Consider the following 20,344-nt stretch of genomic DNA (forward strand, 5'->3'; position numbering starts at 1 on the left):
CCTACCTGAGCCGTTCCAGCACCCCGTGGGCGCGAAGTTCGGCGATGTGCTCGGCTGCCCGCTGGGGCGCCGTCCCGCCTGTGATGAGCAGCCCCGCCTCGATGTTCCGCGAGACTCCCGACTGGGTGAGGTTGGCGCTGGAGACCAGCAGAATCCGCCGGTCGGCCACGGCGAGCTTGGCGTGCATCTTGGACCCCGGCGTGGTTCGCCTGGCGGCAGGCCAGTGCCAGAGCTCGATGCCGGGCACAGAGGTGAAGGCAGTGGCGGGCTCCGACCCGCTCAGCGCCGAACCCGCTCCCTGCAGTGTCTCGACGACCGCCGCCACCGTGACTCCGCGGCGCACCGCGGCGGCGAGAGCCTCCAGGAGCGGCGGGTACGGCTTGGCCGAGTACGTCATCAACAGCAGTTCGCGGGTAGCCTCCGCCACCACGTCCACCAGGACCTGCGCCGTGGCACGCACCGGCACGCCGTGGCTGCTCGGCCCACTCCAGACTACGTCGGCACGGGTCGTCCCGGCGTGCTGGGCGTGCCCGTCGGCCACGCCCACGAGGTAGGTCGCGGCTACCAGGTCAGGAACCGACTCGGCGTCACGCGCGTCCAGAATCGCCGTCGCGTGCTCGGCGAACCCCGGAACCGGAACCGCGCCCGGTATGGCCGCGCGCGGCCACCCCGCACCGATCCGCTCGGCCAGGGTTCTGAGCCTGGAGGGCCCAAGCTGGGCGACGGCCTCGGCCGCCGCCCTCGCCAGGCGCGGGTAACCGTTCACGGGAGTTCGGGATAGAGGGCGAGGTCCGGCTCGTCGATGGGGACGACGAACCGGCGGTCGAGGAAGCGGTTGCCGCGTTCACAGGTCGTCTCGGAGACGAAAAGACAGACGTGGCAGGCGGCGCCGTGCAGAAAGTCCGCGGGTTCCTGCGGCAGCCGTTCGGCGCAGAGCGGGTCGGACGAGCAGTGCTTGGCGTCGTGCAGGGCCCGCCTCGTCAGCCGTACCAGGTTGGCGGGTTCAGCCAGGGAGACCAGGCCGCCGAGTGTGCCTTCGGCGTCCGGCACGGCCGTGTAGATGAGAATTCCGCTGCGCGGATCGTCCTGGCTGCCCGCGTAGATGCGTTCCGACAGGCTGGCCGAGCTGTAGCCGCATTCCAGCGCGATCGTCCGGATCAGCAGATGGGAAAGGGTGTGCAGGACGTAGAAGCGTGCTCCCGGCCAGTGCTGCATCTCGTCGAAGGCGCCGCGGATCCGGTCGCTGTAGCGGTGCCTTCGGAAACGCGCGTAGGCGTCCTTGTGCTCGCGAAGGGCGAGGGTGTTCTCAACACGCTTCTCCCATCCGGACAGGAGGTCTTCGGGAAGCCTGAGGAAGATGCCCTCCCCCCGCACCTCGCTCGCTGGCACCCAGGCTGGCTTGTCGCGCGCCAGAGGAGCCCGGGTGACCAGTTCGGGGTCTTCCGGGTCCGGGGCGTCCAGCCGGGTGAAGCCGATCAGAGCACGCACCTCCCGAAGCCGCTCGGCCTGGACGACGTCGGCGTAGACGCCGCGAAGCGGCTCGGGCACGCCGTCAGGGTCTCGTCGCAAGGTGAAGTCCTCATCCGGCTCCGGGAGCTCCCGCGCCGAGAACACCTCCCACTCAGCCGTCCGAAGATCGGGGTAGCCGTCGTTCTGCGTTATCTCCGCGCCTTCTAGTTTGGCCCGATGGCGTTCCATCGCCGCCCACAGGGTCTGGTCGTCCCATTTCTCGAACTCGCGCAGCGCGGGCACCGCCGTACGCATGAAAGGAAGCATGTTCGGCCCGGGAATGCCGTGCAGGCTCGTCTCCCAGTGCTGGGCGACCTTCGCATCCAGCACGTTGCCCCCTGCCTCCGGCACCCACAGGGAGGACAGCCCCTGGGCGAACCACTGGTTAGAGGCGCCGACCACCAGCACGCGCACCGGACGGTCGCAGGACTCGAAGGTCGACAGGTGCGGGTGCCGGCCGCGGCAGGCGGGCAGGTTCTGCTCGCCGCGCCGGCCCATGGCCTCGGTGATGTTGCGCTTCAGGCCGCAGCGCTCGCATTTGATCTCGACGTTGGCGCCCATGTTGCCGCCGCGGTCGTCCATGCTGAGCGGTGGGAACTCCACCTCGCAGGAGCCACCCCGGTGCACGAACGGCACGTAGGGGAAGTCGTCGAGATGGCCCGCGGTGCAGGCGAGCACGAAGCGCGCGGCGACCGCCAGCGGTCTCGGGCCCGACTTCTTGCGTCCGCAGGTTTTATGGAAGAAACGCGCCTCGTGGGGCGCGTGCGCCTTGGGATTCTCGAATCCGAAGACCACCTGCGACTCGATCGGCGCCAGAAGACTGCAGGCGGTGCAGCGCATCCAGGCCGGGAACGGCATCGTCGGCACACCCACCCGGGCCGCCGCGCCGCTGTCGTCGGTGTCCGGCAACCAGGGGGCGGGGCGCAGCTGGGTGACGGTCTTGCCCAGCAGCGTCTGGACGGCGGCCAGGAGGCGCGGCTCGGTCAGCGGCTCCCAGTCGGGCACCTTGTTGTACTCCGGCGCCCAGTCATCCAGCCCCTTCACCAGGACGGAGAAGTTGGGTAGGTCGACAAGCGCGCCGACGCCACCGGTGAACATCAGGTGACTGGGCCGGACAGCCCCGACCCTGCGGCGGTGACCTTCGGGCTTAGCCACGGCTCTCTCCCAGCTCGTCGCCCTCCGGGGCGTCGTCGTCCTCATCCACGCCGACCTTGAAGCTCCAGGCGGGCGCCCCGTAAGCGGGGGCGAACATCTCCTCCAGTCGGGGGACGAGCAGGTTGATCTCGCTTTCCGTCTCCCGCATGGACTGGCCGACCGTCATGGTGTCCCACGCGCTCTCACCGGCCGGTTTGAGCAGGCCCACCAGCGGTTGCCGGGTGGAGGAGCTGGCCTGGTAGCCGAGCCTGATCTGCCCGGCCCGCATGGTCTCCCACTTGTCCGCCACCACGTTTAGCCGTTCCAGGAGGTAATCCCGGCCCCGCTCGCCCGCGACCGCCTCGGCGCGTGACAGGAACCGCCTGCGGATCCGGGTGGCCACCGGGCCGTCGAGCGGCACGTCGTGGGCGTCGGTGTTGCGCGAATAGGTCTCCTCGGCGTTGCGCAGCGCCCCCACGAAGGCGGCGGCCACTCCCCGGTCCAGGGCCCGTCGCGTGTACGGCGTGACCGACAGGGCCTCCACCTGCCGGTAGAACGTGGCGTGGTAGTGCTCGAAGTCCTCGAAGTGGGCCAGGTCCCGGGGCCGGGACCAGTTGTAGAGCGTCACCACCAGGCCGGGCCGGTCGGCGTCACGGCCGACGCGGGAGGATGCCTGGATGTACTCGGCGGTGTTCTTGGGCTGGCCCACCACCACCATCAGCCCGAAGCGAGAGACATCCACGCCGACCTGCAGCATGGAGGTGGCCAGCACCACGTCGACCGGGAGCCGCCTGCGCAGCCACCGAGCGGCGAGCGCGTGCTCGGGGCGCTTGTCTCGGCGGGCGAGAGCCAGTTCCCTGCGCAGGGCGAGCTTGCGCTCCGAGGTCTCGTACTCGGCGACGAAACCGACTTCCAGGTTCCGCAGCACCTCGCTGATATCGGTGGAGGAGATGCGTGAGGTCAGCTCCTGGACGGTGAGCATCTCCAGCCTGGTGGTGAGCCGGTTCGACAGGCCCTTGCGCTTGCCGTGGGTACGGACGCGGGTCGTCACGTCGTCGTCGACGTAACGCCGCATGCCGGCCAGCTCCCGCGTGGCGTTGAAGTACCCGACCATGGTCATGTAGGGGTCGGCCGGCTTGCCGTACCGGTCGAACACGGTCTGCCCGGCGATGAGCAGGATCTCAGCGAGCCGGATCTCCGCCGACTTGAGCCGGACGCCATGCGCGCAGACGCCCAGGTAGCGCCGCCCCGGTGTCTCGGGCGTGATCGGCACCTGCTCAGAGAAGTAGGTGTCGGCCACGTCGAGGACCTGCGGCGGAAAGATTGCGAGCTCGCGCGCGAAGACGCCGAGCACCTGCGCGTCCGCACGCTTGGTCGTGGCGGTGGACGCGACGATCTTCGGGCCGTACCCCTGGCCCCAGGTGCACAACTCGTCGACAGCGGCTTCGAACAGGCCGACCGTGGTGCCGAGCGATCCCGAGATGAGGTGGAGCTCGTCCTGGATGATCAAGTCCGGCGGACGCAGGCGGGTCACCGGTTGCACCTGGCTGGCGGGGAGCGATCCCTTCGCGTTGTGCCGGGGCGTGCATCCGGTCCTGGCGTTCAGGTCCTCGTGCCGGTACCCGTGGCGGGAGCACAGCTCGCGAACGCGCCCGAAGAGGTGTCCTGCGAAGCCGCGCCACGGCAGTTGGGCGAGCTTGTCGACGGTGGCGATCACCAGTGACGGGGTCAGCCGGTAGATCTCTTCGTCGACGGTGAGGATGGGCAGACCCTCCCCGGGGGACATCCGCCGGGAGAACGGGCAGGCGTTCTGCCCCTCGCCGTTGGAGCAGTACAGCAGCACCCTGCGGCGGTCGTCGTCGATGTGGAGGTCCTCGTGACCCTTCAGCATCTGGCCGCACCAGGGGCACGAGAGCGTCTGCAGGACATTCGGCCGCTTCCCCTCGGGGGCGGATCTGGCGTCACCGACCTCCTTGGCCGCTCCTTCGAACCAGTTCGGCGAGACCGATCCGCCGACCCACAGGCCGATGCGGAACGGGGTGCTGCCCCAGGTGCTCTCGTCCTGCCTGCGGATCATCTCGGCGGCGCAGACCAGCGCGGAGGCCCGCTGGAACTGCTGGGCGGTGAGCAGCCGCAGCGTGTAACGCATCAGCACGGCCACCCCGTCGAGACCGCTGCGGGCCCGCTCTGCCGTACCGACGACCTTCTGCAGCCGGCGGATCGCGAAGGTGTAGGCGGTCAGGCCGAGATAGGCCTCGGTTTTACCGCCACCGGTCGGGAAGAACAGCAAGTCGGCGGTGGCCGTGTGGTCGGCGGCCCGTTCCGGGTGCGCCGGGTCGCTCAACGCGGGCAGGTTGAGCAGCACGAACGCCAGCTGGAAGGGACGCCAGGAGGCGGCCTTGGCACCCTGGGCCAGCACCCGTGCCTCCGCCTGCTCGTAGCTCAGCCCTTCCTCCTGCCGCAGCTTGGCGATCGCACTGTGGCGGCGCTGGTCGGCCATGGCCTGGTTGGCGAAGCGGAAGGCGCGCAGCGCGTCGGCGTCGGCTTCCAACAACTCGATGCCGCGGCGCAGGCGTTCGGCGACTCTTTTGGCCTTGAAGATCGCGTTCTCCGCCGCCGGACGCAGCGCCTCGGGCAGACCGGGAAGGTCTGCCGAGCGCTGGTCGAGCCAGGCGGCGTAGCCGTCGGCCAGCGGCGCGAGACCCGCTCGCAGCTCGGGCGCCTCCGCTTCGGCCAGGGCGTCCATCGACAGCAGCACGCCGGGGATCGGCGGCGCGGTGGTGCTCGGAACGTCATAGACGGGCAACCACGTGGTGGTCAGCTCGTGCGCACGGCGCTCATCCGGGCGCAACGCCGCGTGCACCGCCGTGTTGCGTCCTGAGGCGTAACGGCGCTCGTTCCGGTAGAGCAGTCGCAGGTGCGAGTCCTCCTCGTCGAAGCCGGGACCGCCGCCGTCGAGCGGGTCGTCGATCGGCATGAAGATCGCCTCGCTCCCGTCGAGCGCCCGGACCCGGAGCTCGGTCTGGAACAGCCAGGCCTCGTCCTTGTTCTTCTCCGGCTCCACCTGAGTGTTGATCAGCGAAAGTTCCACGACACGATGGCCGCTCACCGCACGCACCGTGACGGCCAGGTGGACGCCCGGCTCGTCCCTGTGCTTGACGGTGAGGGGAACCCAGAAGTTCGACTCACCGTCGAGGGGGATCTCCCGGTCGTGGCTCACCGGCTCCCGCGACCAGGTCCTGACCTTCTTGCCGTCCTCCTGCTCCACCTCGCTCTTGCCGTAGCGTCCCCAGGAGGCGGTGACCGCGATCGTGTTCACGTCGGCCGGCACTGCGAAAGACAGCCCCATGGAGGAGGCCCAGATACTGCCGAGGTTCTGCGCGGTCATCACGTCGGGCAGGTCGGCCTCGGTGGCGTCGCCCTCCACGCCGGTCTCGGTGTCCGGCACCGCGTCGGCCTCGTCCCGCGAGGAGGTCGCCGAGCGTTTCGGCCCGATCATTCCCACGAGATAGCGCTCGCGGGGACCACGCATGCTCGGCCTGAACTCCTCCGTCGGCCCGTCCCAGGGGCCGAGCAGGTCGCGGCAGACCAGCTCCTGGAACTCGTCACGGACCTCGTAGGAGGTGGCCTCGGCGAAGACCTGCGGCTCGTCCAGCGGGTTCTGCTCAGGTACGGCAGGCGTCTGGTCGTCGGCTGTCGTCATCCTGTTCCCATTTCCGCGAGCATTCCGCCGGACATGCACGTAAGGTTATGGACCATGAACACGGAGTCATCCCCCGCTCCCCATAGCCGTTTCGAGGTCATCGAGTCGCCGTCGGCTACAGTCGTAGTCATGGACGTCGAGGAGCCGATCGACATAATCGCATTGCGCCGACGCTTTCCCTGGGTCGCTCTGGTCAGCATCGACGATCCAGCTCTTGCGGCGCGACGGCATCGCGAGGTCATGGCAGAAGCCCGCCGCAACCGCGAGATCGTCGAAGCCATCGATGCAGCACGGAGGAGTGCGTGAAGTCGCTTCTGTGCGACTCTGGGCCATTGATAGCCACGTTCAACGATCTCGATCCCGATTTCGCGAAATGCGTCCGCATGCTCAACGAGTGGCAGGGGCGTGTGCTCGTGCCCGAGCCTGTGGTGGGTGAAGTCTGCAACTACCTGCGCAATAACGTCCGTAACGGGCCGCTGCTTGAGGTCCGTTTCCTGCAGGCTGTGACAGAGCCCGGGGATTTCGAGATCGTCAACCCTGTCCCAGAGGATCGGGAACGAGCGCTTGAGCTGAGCACGCGGCTCGTGTCGGGTCCACTGGGCTACGTCGACGGCATCGTGCTGGCCATGGCGGAGCGACTGAAGGTGAGCGACATCGCCACCGTTGACTACAAGTTCCTCGGTATGGCCACGCCGGTCAGCCGACTGCAGCCGCTGCGTTTCGTGCTCCAGGAGAGCTGATCCCCACCAAAGCGCTTCCGGCGACCGTCCGAGGCCTTCGTCCGGTATGGCAAGCCTGTTCTTTTGCCAAACCGGTTGCGATCGGGACCCCCGGTGGGGTTCGCTGAAGGCAGCCGGTGACAAAAGCTCCAGGGGAGCTCTTCCCAGGAGACTGGGATAGCCGGCTTTTTCTATGCGCTGCCCCACGGCAGGCTGAGCGATCGAAGACTCGGATTGACACAGCTCTCGTACCCTGCACAGGACCGCCCTTCCAGAGTTCGCTGCGCGGCCCAAAGTCCTTAGTCGGCCACCTGGATCCCAGGTTAGGGCGGTTGATTTCGACGTGTCGTGGGGCTGGATGGCGTGCATTAGAAAAGCCCGCCTTGTGGGGATTTCTTGGATTTCTTGGCGTGCAGGCCCTTGGCGACCTCGTCGGCATAGCGGGCGTGGTTGAGCTCCAGGAGGCGGTCGACGAGCTCTCGCTGTACGGCGGGGCCGACGGTGTAGCGCATCTCGCGGCCGCCGATCAGGTGGTGGCCGTGGTCCAGCTTGCCGATGAGGTCGTCCCAGCCGTAGGCGCGCAGGGTGGCCTCGTCGATGGCACGGTGGATGGCCCGGAGGATTTCGATGTCGTCGTCGGTGTTGGCGGGGTCGTTGACGAGGTTGTAGGTGGCGGTGAGACCGGCCTGGCGGGAGAGCATGAGCGCTCGGCGCTCGCGGTCGAGGCGGTCGCCGAGGTCCCGCATCTCCTGGGTGAGTTCGGGGAGAGGAAGGGTTTCGAACACGTCTGACGGCGTGTAGCGGAGATCGGTCTTCATTGACGAAGCCCACGTACGAGTCCACCAATAATGTGGGGCGCTGGACAGCACGGCGAGCATCGCATGATCTTCTGTCGCGAACACGATGAGCGCATCACTGAACACTTGCCCCGTAGGAACCATGACCGGCATTACTGTTTTGGTGTGCCGAGTGATCGCGACAATCCGTTCAAGGCCGCTTACCGCCTTGACCATATTGGAGGCTCGCTCTGAATATTGCCACCACTTCTCACGCCGGACGGCTCGATTGTTCTTGTCGCGATCGGGCTTGACCAGTCGAAGGACTCTTTCGTAGGGGTCAATGAACGATCTCGCCTTGTCCTCGGGCCAGTCGTGGAAATTAACAACCCATCTGCTCGCCGAAGAGTCAGGCCTGGAATTCAGATCCTGTCCATTGAGGAAAGGAAAGAGGACCTCTCGATTGCGTGGCTCCTTCTCGATCGTGACCCTCGCGGCATCGGGCTCCAGCGTGTACCCGATTCCCCCGATGTCCACCCCCTTGAAGGAGATCCCCGCGCTGCCGGCCAACCTGAAAGGTTGTCCCTTGACCCGCGATTCAGGCTCGAGTGAAGTCGTTATGCCGGCCACCACGACGCCGTCGGCAACCTGTTCGGCCTCCTCTCCCGGCTTCGGGCGACTCGTCCAGACAGCGCAGTACTCGAGCGCCGCACTCCTCGATGGCCAAGGCTTGCTCTTGACAGCCAGCCGTATCGTCATGCCAGCCACGAGGAGCTGGTCCAACCCGACTTCACGGGTGTCGCCCTGCGCAAGCGTGTTAGTGGCTATCAGCCCAGCCTGCCCCACCGTGTTGAGCAAATCATGAGCGCGCAACACGAAAAAGGCTACGAGGTCGGCGTTTCCTCGCACACCTCGTCCGATCGTTTCGACCAAGTAGTTTCGGTACGCCGTCCCCATGGATCCGGTAATCTTCGTGCCGCCCAGGAAGGGCGGGTTGCCGATGACCGCGTCGAAGCCAGCAGCCCGGGAAACCTCCCCCGTCACGTCCTCAAAGACCTCCGGGAAGACTAGCGGCCAGTGGATCGGCCGGCGGTCGAAGGCTCCGCGAATCCGGTCGGTGGCCAGCCACTCGTGGCGCTTCTCCCCCGCCTCGACCTCGGCCATCGGCGAGCCCTCGGCGATCCGGCGCACATAGTTGGCGGCCACGATCGAGCCGTCCCGAAGCCCGGCCTCACCCCGCCCGGCGTGCGCGAGCGCCGCGCCCACGATCAGGTCAGCGAACAACCGTGCCTGGGCGGTGGCCACTTCGGCCTCGGCCAGCAGTGCCCGCTTCGTCCGCAGGGCGGCCAGCGGGTCGTCGCCGAGCGGGATCTCGGCGAGCCGCCGCCTGAGCTCTGCGACTTCAACTGCCACGCTGCGCGCCCCCACGGCGAAGTTGGACAGGGCACGCTTCTCGTGGATCTCGCGCCCCTTGCGCGGGTCCAGGTGCAGCACTTCCAGCTGGTCGAGTGAAGTGATGCCGAGCAGCGCGTCCCCGCAGACGAGCCGGTCGTCGACGAAGGTGAACGGCCGTGCGGGGTCCATAGAGACGAGCCAGAGCGACAACTTGGCCATCTCCACGGCCATCGGGTTGATGTCAGCCCCGTACAGGCAGTGCTCGATGACGGCCCGGCGGGCCTCGATGACCAGCGGATCGTCGTCGGCTTCAGCTGTACGCTCGGAAGCCAGATAGGCCGCGGCACGAGCGTCACCCTCGCGCGACCACGCCTCCACCAGGTGGCCGGCCAGATAGCGAGCGGCGGCCACGAGGAACGCGGCCGACCCCATGGCGATGTCGGCGATCTTCAACGCCAGGATCTCGACCGGCGACTTCGGCACCCACGCGGCCCGGTCGGCCGTCTGGAGCGGCCCAACCCGGTAGACGAGCGGCTCCAGCGCGCCTTCGACGACCTGCTCGGCCAGGAAGCGCGGCGTGTAGTGGGTGCCGGTGTTCTTCCGGAGGGACGACTCGGTGACATAGAGCGCGCCCGGCAGGATGACCATGGGCAGCTCGCGCAGGTCCAGCCGGATGATCCCGTAGAACGGCAGCAGCCGCTCGGCAAGGGCACGGTCTCCCCCCGTGACCGCGAGCAGCTTGCGGAGCGCCTCAAGCTGCTCCGCGTCGCTCAGGGGGGCCAGGCGCTTGGCGAGGGCGGCGGCCGTGCCGATGCCCGACGCCTTGTACGTCTCGGCCAGCGCGGCCGGATTGGGGCCGATGCGCTCCAGTCGGGTGAGGTCCACCTCCTCCTCCATGCCAGGCTTGCCGACCAGGCCGACGACGGTGTCGGTGGCGCGGCGGCCCTCGAAGGAGAGCAGACCCTCGTACACGTAGCCGATCTGCTCGACGTCGAGCGCGCGGAAGCTGAGCTTACGGCGCTCCCGGTTCCGGCCGGTGCCGAGCTGGACGTACTGCACGGCCCTGAGCATGTGCAGCACGGTCCTGTCGTCGATCGACAGCGGCAGCCAGGCGTAGGCATCCGGGTCGAACATGGAGCCGTCGTGGGCGTGCATGGTCAGCCGCGGGTGGTCCACCCCGGCGTAGACGGCGTTGAAGAGCGCCAGCAGCCGGTGCCAGGCGGCCTGGGTCTGTTCCAGGTCGTTCTCGGAGCCTTCGAGGGCGAGCTGCTCCAGCTCGGCGCATAGCCCGCCGGCGGAGTAGGCGCGGGCGTACAGCTCGTTGTCGGCGGGCAGCAGGCCGCGTTCCTCGGCGAAGAGCAGGAAGACGATGCGCATCATGACCGTGACCGCGCCGCGGTAGACGTCGTGCGCGGTGGCGTCGCCGACGCCCTCGCCGCCCGCCTCGCGGTCGCGGGTGTCGGCGCGGCCGATCGCGGCGACGAGGAGCTCGACGGCCTGGCGGACCTGGACGCCGAGGGCCTCGGTGATGTCCTCCTGGCTGTCCAGGCTGGCCCGCAGCAGCGCGGGCAGGGTCTCCTCCTCGGGGAAGGAGAAGAACCGGGCCCGGTTGAGCAGCGAGACGAAGGCACGGACCACGTCACGCTCGGCGGCCTCCGGCCACGAGATCGCGTCGAACATCGCGCTGGTGGTGACCCCGCCGCGCGGCGCCCAGATCAGCGCCCACCAGCGACCGTCGGTCACCAGGCCCAGCTCCACACCGTGGTGACGGCACAGCTGGGCCATCCGGTCGACCGGGGTGGCCGACCAGTCCTCGCCCTTGACGCGGGCGGTCGGCTGGCCCTCACAGATCAGGCCGATCAACCTCGTGCTGTCCGGCTTCAGTTCGGAATCCGGCTCGACCAGGGCGAAGCTCGGCACCAGAACGGCATCGTGCTGCGGGACGTCGAGCGCGAGCACCTCCAGACTCTCGGTGTGGAGCGCGTCGCCCCATCCGAGCAGGTCGCGCAGGGCGTACACGATCCAGTCGCGAGCCTTGCCGCCGGCCTGCCACGTGCCGTGGTGCAGGCGCAGGCTCTCACGGGCCTGCTTGTCCAGCGGATCGAGCGACGGCCACGTACGGCGGAGCACCGGCAGGGACAGGAACGGGCCGGAGACCTCGACCAGGCTCAGCCAGTCCTGGTGGACCCGGCCGGAGTCGACCGGCTTGGCGAACTTGCTCATCTGGCGGCCTCCTGCGCGGGCACGACGAAGATCAGGGCGACGGGGAAGAGGTGCTCCTGCGGGTCCCGGTAGCGGGCGTCGATCGCCTCCAGCTCGCGGTCTCGCTCATCTGACAGCCGGGACAGGCGCTGAGTCCAGGAGTCCCGGTCCTTCTTGTACTGGCGGTACTCCTCCGCGTCCCTGATCTCGGCGACGCTGAAGAGGGCGTCACCCTCTTCGTCCTCGGCCAGCTTCGCGCGGAGCGTGGCGGCGAACTGGTCAAGATTGGCGATGATCCGGTTCTGCTCGGACTCGCGGCGCTTGGCCAGCAGGTTCTCCAGCGACTCACGCCGGGTCTTCGCACGAGCGTCGATCGCGTCGATCACGCCCGAACGCATTCTCGGCCACAGGTCGACGAGCTGCCTGTGCAGATGCGGGGCAGCGGGCAGGCCCTGGGTGAGCGCGCGGTCCAGGATGGGGCCGAGCGTGCTCAGGGTGTCGAGGCGGCGGAAGCGCCCACTGCTCTGCGCCCACCCTCCGGCGTACAGGACCTCTTCGTGCAGCCGGACGCCGTCGCCGCCGACCAGGACGTAACGGGCGTAGGCACCGATCAGCGTCGTCTCCAGCGCGGGGTCGTCGCTGACGACGGCGGTCACGCGGTGCAGGCCGATCTCGGGGTTGGACACGGCGGCGCGGAGCAGCCGGGTCGACATGGCGACGAGCGGGTGATTGAGGTGCGCGAGGACCACATCGTCACGCAGGTCCTTGACGGCCCGCGGGTCGAAGGTGATCGGCCGCTGCTTCGGCGTCTCGCCCTCAGGGGTGATCTTCTCCAGCAGCCCGGCACCGGCCCGTTCCCACGAGCCGGTGAGCGGCGGCACCTCGAACAGGCCCTCGGTGAGGTGCTTGTCGTCGAGGTACGGCTTGAGCGGCTGCTGGCGCGCCAGGTCGAGCGCGGTGTCGACGACGCGCTTGACGTTCTGGGGAGTGATCCGCAGCTCGCGGACCGTCTCGTCGAGGTTGGCCCGGAGCCTGCGGACCTGGTCGCCGACGTTGGTCTCGGCCGGCACGTCCTCCTTGGGCGCGGCCTCGTCGATGTCGTCGATGGCGACGTGCTCGCCGAGCATGCGGCGCTGGACCCGCTGGGAGATCACCGCGTTGACCGGGCCGAGGTCTTTCTGCTGGCGGGCGACCTTCTCGGCGATCCGGGAGAGGAACTCCAGGTCGGCCTCGTAGGAGTCGACGGTCTCGCCCTTGAAGACGCCGACGAAGTGGCGGATGTCGGGGGTGTGGCGCTGGCCGTACCGGTCGATGCGCCCGATCCGCTGCTCCAGCTTGTTGGGGTTGAACGGGATGTCGTAGTTGATCAGGCGGTGGCAGTGGTTCTGCAGGTCAATGCCTTCGCCGGCGGCGTCGGTGGCCAGGAGGATGCGGACCGGGTACTCCTCGGGGTCCTTCTGGAACGCCTGCCTGATCCGCTCGCGCTCGTCGGCGTTCAGGCCGCCGTGGAGGAGTTCGAGCCGGTCGAGGCCCTCCTGGCGGAGCAGGTCGGCGAGCCAGGTCTGGGTGTCGCGGTATTCGGTGAAGACCACGACGCGCTCGTTGGTCCAGTGACCATCGGGTCTGGTCACCGCCTTGAGGTAGGTGATGAGCTCCCGTGCCTTGGCATCCGGTCGCACGGCGTGCCGCTGCGCCCAGCGCTGCATCTGGGTCAGCAGCTCGATCTCGTGCTCGGTGGCGCCCTCCTGCAGCGGGTGGGCGCGGTTGACCGCGTCGTCCTCGGCCTCGGCCAGGGACTCGTCGTCAAGGGTCGCGATGTAGTCCTCGTACTCGTCGAGCCACTCGTCGGGGCCGGTCACCTGATTCTTGGCGGCGACGGTGTCGAGGTAGACGCCGACGGTGTGCAGGAAGGCAGCAGGGCTGGAGAACAGGCGCTTCTTCAGCAGCAGCGTCACCAGGTCGGCCGCCTTACGGCCCCTGCTCTTGGTCAGGCGCTTCCTGCGAGCCTCGGCGAACTCCTTGAGGAGGGCGTGGATCTCCCGCTCGTCCTCGGGATAGTGAACCGGGATCGCGCGGGCGCTGCGCTCCAGAAAGCGCCTGGTGCCGTCGTCGTTGACGATGTCGCGCTTGAGCCGGCGGACGACCGTTTCCTTGACGGCGGCGGGATCGGGGTCGACGCCGCGGGCGAAGCGCTGATCGTCGAGCGTTTCCAGGAGCGCGGTAAAGGACGCCTGATAGCCGTTGTGCGGAGTTGCCGACAGGAACAGGCGGTGGGTGAAGTGGGGGGCGAGGGTCCGGATCAGCTTGGTCTGCTGGGAGTCGACCGCGTAGACCTGCTTGGGGGCGGCCGGCGCGATGTGGTGCGCCTCGTCGAGGATGAGCAGGTCGAAGACTCTCTTGTCCGAGCTCAGCACCTCGTTGAGCAGTCGCTGGGCCTTCTGGCCGCGCAGCCAAGGGAGGCTGACGATGGTCAGCGGATAGACCTCGAACGGATTGGCGGCGCTCCCGTGCGTGCGGCGGACCACGGCGCAGCGCTCGGTGTCGATGATCGTGAAGTCGAGGCCGAACTTCTCGGTCATCTCGTCCTTCCACTTGAGCGTCAGTCCGGCCGGACAGACGATCATGATGCGCCGGCCGCGGTGGCGCAGGAGCAGTTCCTGGGCGACCAGTCCCGCCTCGATGGTCTTACCGAGACCGACGTCATCGGCGAGCAGCAGGTTGACCCTGGGGGCGTCGACGGCGCGGGCGACCGGCTCCAGCTGGTAGTCCTCGATCGCCACGCCGGACCGGAAGGGTGCCTGCAACGTCTTCACGTCGGCCGAGGTGACGGCTGACCAGCGGATCGCGTCGAGGAAGGCGCCGAGCCTGGCGGGGGCGTCGAAGTCGGTGACCTCGGGGAGGGATCCGCTGGGCAGGACCCGGCTGCCGGGCTCGACCTCCCAGATGACATCGAGGGTGTGGCCGTAGCGGCCGTCTTCGACGCTCTGCAGGCTCACCATTGTGCTGGTCTGCCCCGCCTCGATGTCACTGACCACCCAGCGTTGCCCGCGAACGGCGACTAATGCGCCGATGGCCGGCTTCTCCGAGGTCACACCCGTCACCGCTCACTCCTTGTCACAGGACTTGGTTACGTCTTGCTACGTCAATATCACGAGGCGCACAACAGTCCGAGGCGTGCATCGGAGATTACGGCACTTCGCCACTTCCCGTCCATAGCGAGATTTTGATTGTGCTCTCAGTTCACAGATGATCCACTGTTCACGCCTCCTCTGCCCCGCGAGCCCCCATGAACAACCAGCCCCCGTACGTGATCGCTGATACTTCTGGCTCGTGTCCCTGTAACGAGAGACATGGGCCCTTCAGAAAGGACTGTTGTGGCGGCACCTCCGCTCTATGAGGCCATCGTGCGCGACCCGGACCGGCCTATCTGGATTCGGCTCCATCGAGCCTTCGCCGCCTGGGCGCAGAGCAAGGGCTTCCCCGCCCCTGATACAGGTAAGGCACGCCAGCAGCAGGAACTGTCGGGCATGCGGCTCATCATGGAGCGCCGGGCAGACTGCGGCCGGTATCTGATGGAGGAGCCCGACCGGCGGACCAAGGTGATCTTCCTGGACGGCCGCCCCGGATGGACCCTGATCAGCGTCGAAGGCTCCGGCCCTGCCCGAGCCCCCGGCTTCATCCCCGGCTACCTGCGCACCGCCCGGATCACCGACGGCGCGATCCATCTGGAGGACCGCGCCACGCTGGTGACGGAAGCCGAGGTCCACCAGCTCCTGCGCGCCCTGGAGGAACCCCGGCGCAGGGCGCCCATCGTCGTGGTCACCCCCGGCGCCGACAATTCCACCCGCGCCGATCAGCTCGCCGCCGCCGTGGCCGGAGCCGCGTTGGTCGTACGGCTCGCCGACCGGCAGACCGAGGAGCTGTTCAACAAGCTGATCGGTCGTGACCTGGGTGCGTACGGCGGGGCGATCCGCCGGCGTTTTGTACTGGATTTCGCCATCGGCGCTGGAACTTGGGAGGTGCGCCTTGCTGGTCCGGATGAATCAACCCGGACTAGCCGTGGGCCCCGTCCTGATGGCGGCCGAGCGGTTTCTGGCCGGGCTTGATCCGAAGTACAAGAGGCGCCATGGGTTGGTGCTTACTCGGTACGCCAGCGCTTTGACGATGGCCAAGGAGATGCCCGAGGCTGCGGCCAAGCTCATGGATGCCGCCGATGTCACCAGGCAGCACAGTTCGGCTCGGCTGACCGATGAGATCGGCCAGGCCCGTGCCCGGCTGGAGCCATGGGCGGACACCACCTACGTTCGCCAACTGGACGAAAGGCTGCGTTCGTGCGGCCTCACTTGGGCTTGTCCAGCAGGACGGGTTTGAGCTGGCGGAAGAATTCCGTCGCATCCGACAGCGAGTCCCGGCCCGGTGCACCGCTGTAGATGTTGATCGTGAGCAGGCGTTTGTAGTCAGGCGTCCATCCGTAGACGAAGGCAATGGACTGATCCTCGGCATTCCTGCGCCACGCTGCGAAGCCGGGGCCTACTTCGGCGGGTAGGTCATTCCCTTGGGTGGACAGCTTCGTGTTTTCTAGGTCTTCCGCGTCATGTGGTGATGGGTCGAAGATTTCGATCACGAGTCCCAGCTTGCCTTCCGGCGTCAAGTCCTCGGCCACCGAGCATGACGCGAAACGTCCTTTGTCCATCTTCGTGCCGACGGCCGTGTAGTCCTTGAAGCCGGTGGCGAGTTTGATCGCGTTCGCCGAGATCAGGTCGCATTCTCGTGGGGTTGCAGTGACGTCACCCAAGGGCCGGGTGTCCGGTGGTTGAGTGGGAGGAGAAGTGCACGCCGTCGCCAGGGCGAGCACGGCAATGACGGCGCCCGTTGACGGCTGGATTCTCATGAGCCGCCCCTGTAGCTGCGTTCGGCCTCCTTGAAGCCGAGTGCGATGGCGTCATCCGGCCGGCCGAAGACGCGACCTGTCTCGTTCAGCTTCAGCCACTCCTCGTAGGCCTCACGCTCGTCGGCATTCATCTCAGCCCAGGACTTGATCTCCCCGTTCACCATGAAGTGCCCCTTCGAGCCCGGAGAGAAATCTTCGTGGCGGTATGGGTGCGTCTTGGCGGGCACGGATCCATCCCCGAACAGGCCGTGGCGCATCATCGTGGCCGCCGTGAGATCGGCGAACATGTGCTTGGCCGCCCCCATCGCGGTGTCCGCGTCCTGGCGAGCCCGGTCCTCGTGGCTGGACTTGATCTTTCCGAAGATCGCACTCTTGGCCTCGTCGACCAGGAATCCCACGAACTTCCCTTGCGGCCCTGGGACCAGTCCCACCACCTTCTCCGTCATTTCCTTGAAGGCGGCGGTGCGGGCATCGTTCTCCTTCGCCTCTCCGATCCTGGAGATATTGGCAGCATCGGTGATCACCCAGGTCGTCATGCTGAGCCCGCGCGTCGCCCGTGAGAATTCCGCGCCTCCGCTGCGGCTCATGCGCTCTTCGAGGATGTCCTGCCGTGCGGCGTCGAGCTGCTGCGGTGTGGCCTCTGGGTGCGACCTCCGCCATGCCGCAAGGTCGGCATCGATCTCCTTCGAGATCTTGGCGGCCAGTTCGTCCAGCATCTTGGCGGCATACACTCCGTGCGCGGCGGCCACGGTCTGAAACGCGCCGTCATCTGCGAACGCCCACGTCATCGCCTTCTTGACCTCTGTCGCAGCGAACTTGGCACCATACGGTTCCGCGCCGTACAGGTTCTTGTCCGGGTCCTGGCCCGTCACCACAGCCGGCATCTTGTTGGAGAAGGACTGTGTGTCGCGGTGCAGGTCACCGGTGTAGTGGGCCAAGACGTTGCCGAGATGGGCGCGGGTATTGGGAAGATTCTTCTGGACCTTGGCATCGCTCCAGAAGTGGGCCGCCCATGAGGCGATCAGCGCGGACTTGTACCCGCGCGAATTACCAGGCGGCAGGTCGTGATCGCGGAATTCCGTGCTCGCCACCTGGATGGCCCAGCCGAGATCCTTGTCGGCATCGCCATCCCAGTGGTGCTGTCGCATCAGGTAGGCCAGTGGCTTGCGCTGCGGGTCGGTGAAGAAGTCCTGGGCGACGGCGGGATGGTGGGCCAGCGCGACCAGGGCCGTACCCATGGGGCTGAGGTCGCCGGGTGAGCCGTCCCTGGGGCCGGGCATCGCCCAAGGGTCTCGCGGCAGGCTCGGGTCGGGCGGATGAGCCACATCCTTGTCGTACAGCTTCCGGACCACCGAGAGCAGGAACGTGTGGTCGAACTCGCCGTCCTGGAGCAGCCTTTTCACCGCGAACGCGTCCTGCGGGTTCTCGACGTCGTCGACCAGCTGATCGGCGTAGTCGTCAGGCAGCTTCATCCGGCCCACTCCACGCGAGGCCGTGCCCAGCATCCTGCTGAGCATGGTGACGAGCCTGTCCTGTGTCCTGGCGTCTCGCTGGGACGGGCGGGCCGACTGCGAGAGGCCGGCCCCGTACAGCCTGTTGATCAGGGCCTTGAGTTCGCGCGGTGGTATTTCCTTGGCGAAGGCGATCGCGAAGTACGGATCGTTCTTGTGCCGCTCGATTTCGGCCACCGTCTTGGCGTCCAGCTTGTGACTCCTGATCTGCTCCCGCAGCTTTGCCGCCAGGGCTTCGGCGGCTGCCGCGCCCTCGGCGGGAGACTTCGACAGCCAGTCGGATTGATCAGTTGCGTCATCAGCGTGGGGTTGATGCCGACCATCGGGCTCATCGGGTGGCCGCCCCCTTGGACGGGTCGGCTGGCTTGAGGGAGTCCAGCACGGACAAGGCCCGCTCCAAGAAGTCCTTGAAGCCCTTGTCCCAGGCGCGCAGATCAGCGATGAGTCGATCTCCGGCTTGGCCTTTGAGCGCACCGCCATCGACCAGGCGAACGAGCGCGATCACGTCGTTGGCGTGCTGGTCGCGCAATCGTTCGATCTGACGCCGGGCGGCGTCGATCTCTTCCTGCGTCGCCATCATCATCGCCCGATTCGTGGAGGTGGGAGACGCCGGGTCGATCGAATGGTAACCACGGGAAAGGTCGGGCTGAAGCGGAACGCCGTGAACCAAACGTTATGGCTATGGACGGGCGGAGGAAGTTGCGGTTCTGAGCGTTGAGCAACGTATCGGGCGGACGCTCACCGAGCGGCGATGTATGGAGCGTGGCCCTGGCCGCATGCTCCACGACCTCGGCGGTCTCGACGCGGAATCTCGCAACAGGCACTGCGGGCGATGGCAGAATGTGACCATGCGGCCACCACGAGCGAAATACTACAACACCACCGGCCCGTGCGACCCGCAGCGCCACTACATGCTGCCCCCCACGCCGCGGCTCCCGCAGGCACGGGTGCTCATCGACATGGATCGTTACTTCGTGCTGCACGCACCCCGGCAGACCGGCAAGACGACCGCGCTACGCACCCTGGCGTCCGAGCTCACCGCCGAGGGTGACATCGCCGCCCTGATGTTCTCCTGCGAGCGTGCCAAGGCGGCCGGTGACGACTACGCGGCCGCCGAGTCGCTTCTGCTGGATTCCCTCCGTCAGGCCGCCGAGTGGTCGGGATGGCCGGACGAGCTGCTGCCACCTGATCCGTGGCCGCAGGTCACACCGGGCAGCCGGCTTGCTGTGGCGCTGACGGAGTGGTGCCGCCGCTGCCCGCGCCGGTTGGTGCTGTTCTTCGACGAGATCGACGCCCTCCAAGGCGACAGCATGATCAGCATCCTCAGCCAGCTCCGCGACGGTCACAACGCGCGGCCGAAGGGCCAGCCGTTCCCTGCCTCCGTGGTGCTGTGCGGGTTGCGCGACGTGCGTGACTACAAGGTCGCCTCGGGCGGCGACCCGGGCCGGTCGAACCCTGCGAGCCCGTTCAACATCATCGCCGAGTCGCTGCGCCTGGGCGACTTCACCGCCGATCAGATCGCCGAGCTGTACGGCCAGCACACGCAGGCGACCGGCCAGGAGTTCGCCAAGGACGCGGTGGATCGGGTCTTCGAGCTGACACAGGGACAACCGTGGCTGGTCAACGCCCTCGCCTATGAGATCAGCTTTCAGATGGGGGTGACCGGTGCCATCATCGCCGGGCAGGTGGATGAGGCCAAGGAGCGGTTGATCCGGGCGCGCGCCACCCATCTGGACTCCCTCGTGGCCCGGCTGCACGAACCCCGCGTCAAGCGGGTGATGGAGCCCGTGGTGGCCGGGGCCTTCCCCCACGTCGACCCCACCTTCTCCGACGACCTGTCCTACGTCCGCGATCTGGGCCTGATCAAGCAGAAACCTCCGCTGGAGGTGGCCAACTCGATCTATCGGGAGGTCATCCTGCGAGTGCTGGGAGACCCGACGGAACAGTACGTGATGGCCGATCCGCGCAGCTTCGTGCTGCCGGACGGCCGGTTCGACCTGCCGCGCCTGCTGCAGGAATTCGTCGTGTTCTGGCGCGAGCACGGCGAGGTGCTCATCCGGCAGGAGGGTTACCACGAGGCCGCTTGCCAGATCATCCTCATGGCCTTCCTGCACCGGTTGGTGAACGGCGGAGGGTATCTGGATCGGGAGTACGCCGCGGGCACCAAGCGCTTGGACGTCCTGGTCCGATGGCCCTACACCGGTCCCGACGGCGAACGGCTGATGCAGCGGGAGGCCATGGAGCTGAAGGTCTGGCGGACGGGCGGGGACGACCCGCTGCCCGACGGCCTGGCGCAGCTCGACCGGTATCTGGACCGGCTCAGCCTCCCCACCGGCGTGCTGGTGATCTTCGATCGGCGCCCCGAGGCCCCACCATGGAAGGAACGAGGCGGCTTCGAGCAGGCGACCACACCGTCCGGCCGCCAGGTCACCGTGCTGCGTGCATGACGGGTGCCTGAGTTTCCGATCAGAGCCAATCCCGTCGTTTGAAGACCATGCAGAGGA

12 protein-coding genes are annotated in these 20,344 nt (G+C 67.5%); 4 read left to right on the plus strand and 8 right to left on the minus strand.

Annotated elements, in window-relative coordinates:
* Window position 1: 1 nt before the first annotated feature.
* The 3 genes from drmC to drmA are packed head-to-tail and all read right to left on the minus strand — an operon-like array spanning window position 2 to window position 6,346.
* Window positions 2-766, minus strand: coding sequence for a DISARM system phospholipase D-like protein DrmC (gene drmC, locus EDD27_RS26660; protein ID WP_127934806.1), 765 nt, complete (start codon window positions 764-766; stop codon window positions 2-4).
* Window positions 763-2,664: a DUF1998 domain-containing protein gene (gene drmB / locus EDD27_RS26665; RefSeq protein WP_277750754.1), complete on the minus strand. Its 1,902-nt coding sequence runs from the start codon at window positions 2,662-2,664 to the stop codon at window positions 763-765. The genes drmC and drmB overlap by 4 nt, the downstream gene beginning before the upstream one ends.
* Window positions 2,657-6,346 (minus strand): DISARM system helicase DrmA, encoded by a 3,690-nt coding sequence (gene drmA, locus EDD27_RS26670; RefSeq protein WP_127934808.1) that lies wholly within the window; start codon window positions 6,344-6,346, stop codon window positions 2,657-2,659. Before drmA ends, drmB begins: the two co-directional genes overlap by 8 nt.
* 129 nt (window positions 6,347-6,475) lie before the next feature.
* On the opposite strand from drmA, the gene EDD27_RS54580 reads away from it, so the two are divergent.
* Together EDD27_RS54580 and EDD27_RS26675 are read left to right on the plus strand one after the other, a co-directional pair.
* Window positions 6,476-6,652 carry a hypothetical protein gene (locus EDD27_RS54580; protein WP_164903802.1) on the plus strand — a complete coding sequence of 59 codons (177 nt, stop codon included), beginning with the start codon at window positions 6,476-6,478 and terminating at the stop codon, window positions 6,650-6,652.
* Window positions 6,649-7,086, plus strand: coding sequence for a type II toxin-antitoxin system VapC family toxin (locus EDD27_RS26675; RefSeq protein WP_164903803.1), 438 nt, complete (start codon window positions 6,649-6,651; stop codon window positions 7,084-7,086). Before EDD27_RS54580 ends, EDD27_RS26675 begins: the two co-directional genes overlap by 4 nt.
* 347 nt (window positions 7,087-7,433) lie before the next feature.
* On the opposite strand, the gene EDD27_RS26680 is transcribed toward EDD27_RS26675, so the two are convergent.
* Together EDD27_RS26680 and drmD are read right to left on the minus strand one after the other, a co-directional pair.
* Window positions 7,434-11,459, minus strand: a complete 4,026-nt coding sequence (locus EDD27_RS26680) for an Eco57I restriction-modification methylase domain-containing protein (RefSeq protein WP_127934810.1) — start codon at window positions 11,457-11,459, stop codon at window positions 7,434-7,436.
* Entirely contained in the window at window positions 11,456-14,539 is a 3,084-nt protein-coding gene (gene drmD, locus EDD27_RS26685; protein ID WP_127934811.1) for a DISARM system SNF2-like helicase DrmD, read from the minus strand. The genes EDD27_RS26680 and drmD overlap by 4 nt, the downstream gene beginning before the upstream one ends.
* A 273-nt stretch (window positions 14,540-14,812) precedes the next feature.
* Here drmD and EDD27_RS26690 point away from each other — a divergent pair, with 273 nt between their 5' ends.
* Entirely contained in the window at window positions 14,813-15,544 is a 732-nt protein-coding gene (locus tag EDD27_RS26690) for a hypothetical protein (protein WP_127934812.1), read from the plus strand.
* A gap of 233 nt (window positions 15,545-15,777) precedes the next feature.
* Here EDD27_RS26690 and EDD27_RS26695 read toward each other — a convergent pair whose 3' ends face one another.
* The 3 genes from EDD27_RS26695 to EDD27_RS26705 all read right to left on the minus strand — a co-directional run bounded on the left by EDD27_RS26695 (window position 15,778) and on the right by EDD27_RS26705 (window position 18,423).
* Window positions 15,778-16,329 carry a hypothetical protein gene (locus tag EDD27_RS26695; protein WP_127934813.1) on the minus strand — a complete coding sequence of 184 codons (552 nt, stop codon included), beginning with the start codon at window positions 16,327-16,329 and terminating at the stop codon, window positions 15,778-15,780.
* Window positions 16,326-17,801, minus strand: coding sequence for a hypothetical protein (locus tag EDD27_RS26700; RefSeq protein ID WP_127934814.1), 1,476 nt, complete (start codon window positions 17,799-17,801; stop codon window positions 16,326-16,328). The genes EDD27_RS26695 and EDD27_RS26700 overlap by 4 nt, the downstream gene beginning before the upstream one ends.
* Window positions 17,802-18,168: 367 nt before the next feature.
* Window positions 18,169-18,423: a hypothetical protein gene (locus EDD27_RS26705; RefSeq protein ID WP_127934815.1), complete on the minus strand. Its 255-nt coding sequence runs from the start codon at window positions 18,421-18,423 to the stop codon at window positions 18,169-18,171.
* A 265-nt stretch (window positions 18,424-18,688) separates the two neighbouring features.
* Between EDD27_RS26705 and EDD27_RS26710 the strand changes: the two genes are divergently transcribed.
* Window positions 18,689-20,287, plus strand: a complete 1,599-nt coding sequence (locus EDD27_RS26710; RefSeq protein ID WP_206641668.1) for an ATP-binding protein — start codon at window positions 18,689-18,691, stop codon at window positions 20,285-20,287.
* Window positions 20,288-20,344 lie beyond the last annotated feature (57 nt).

The sequence above is a fragment of the Nonomuraea polychroma genome (genome assembly GCF_004011505.1).
Classification (GTDB): Bacteria; Actinomycetota; Actinomycetes; order Streptosporangiales; family Streptosporangiaceae; genus Nonomuraea; species Nonomuraea polychroma.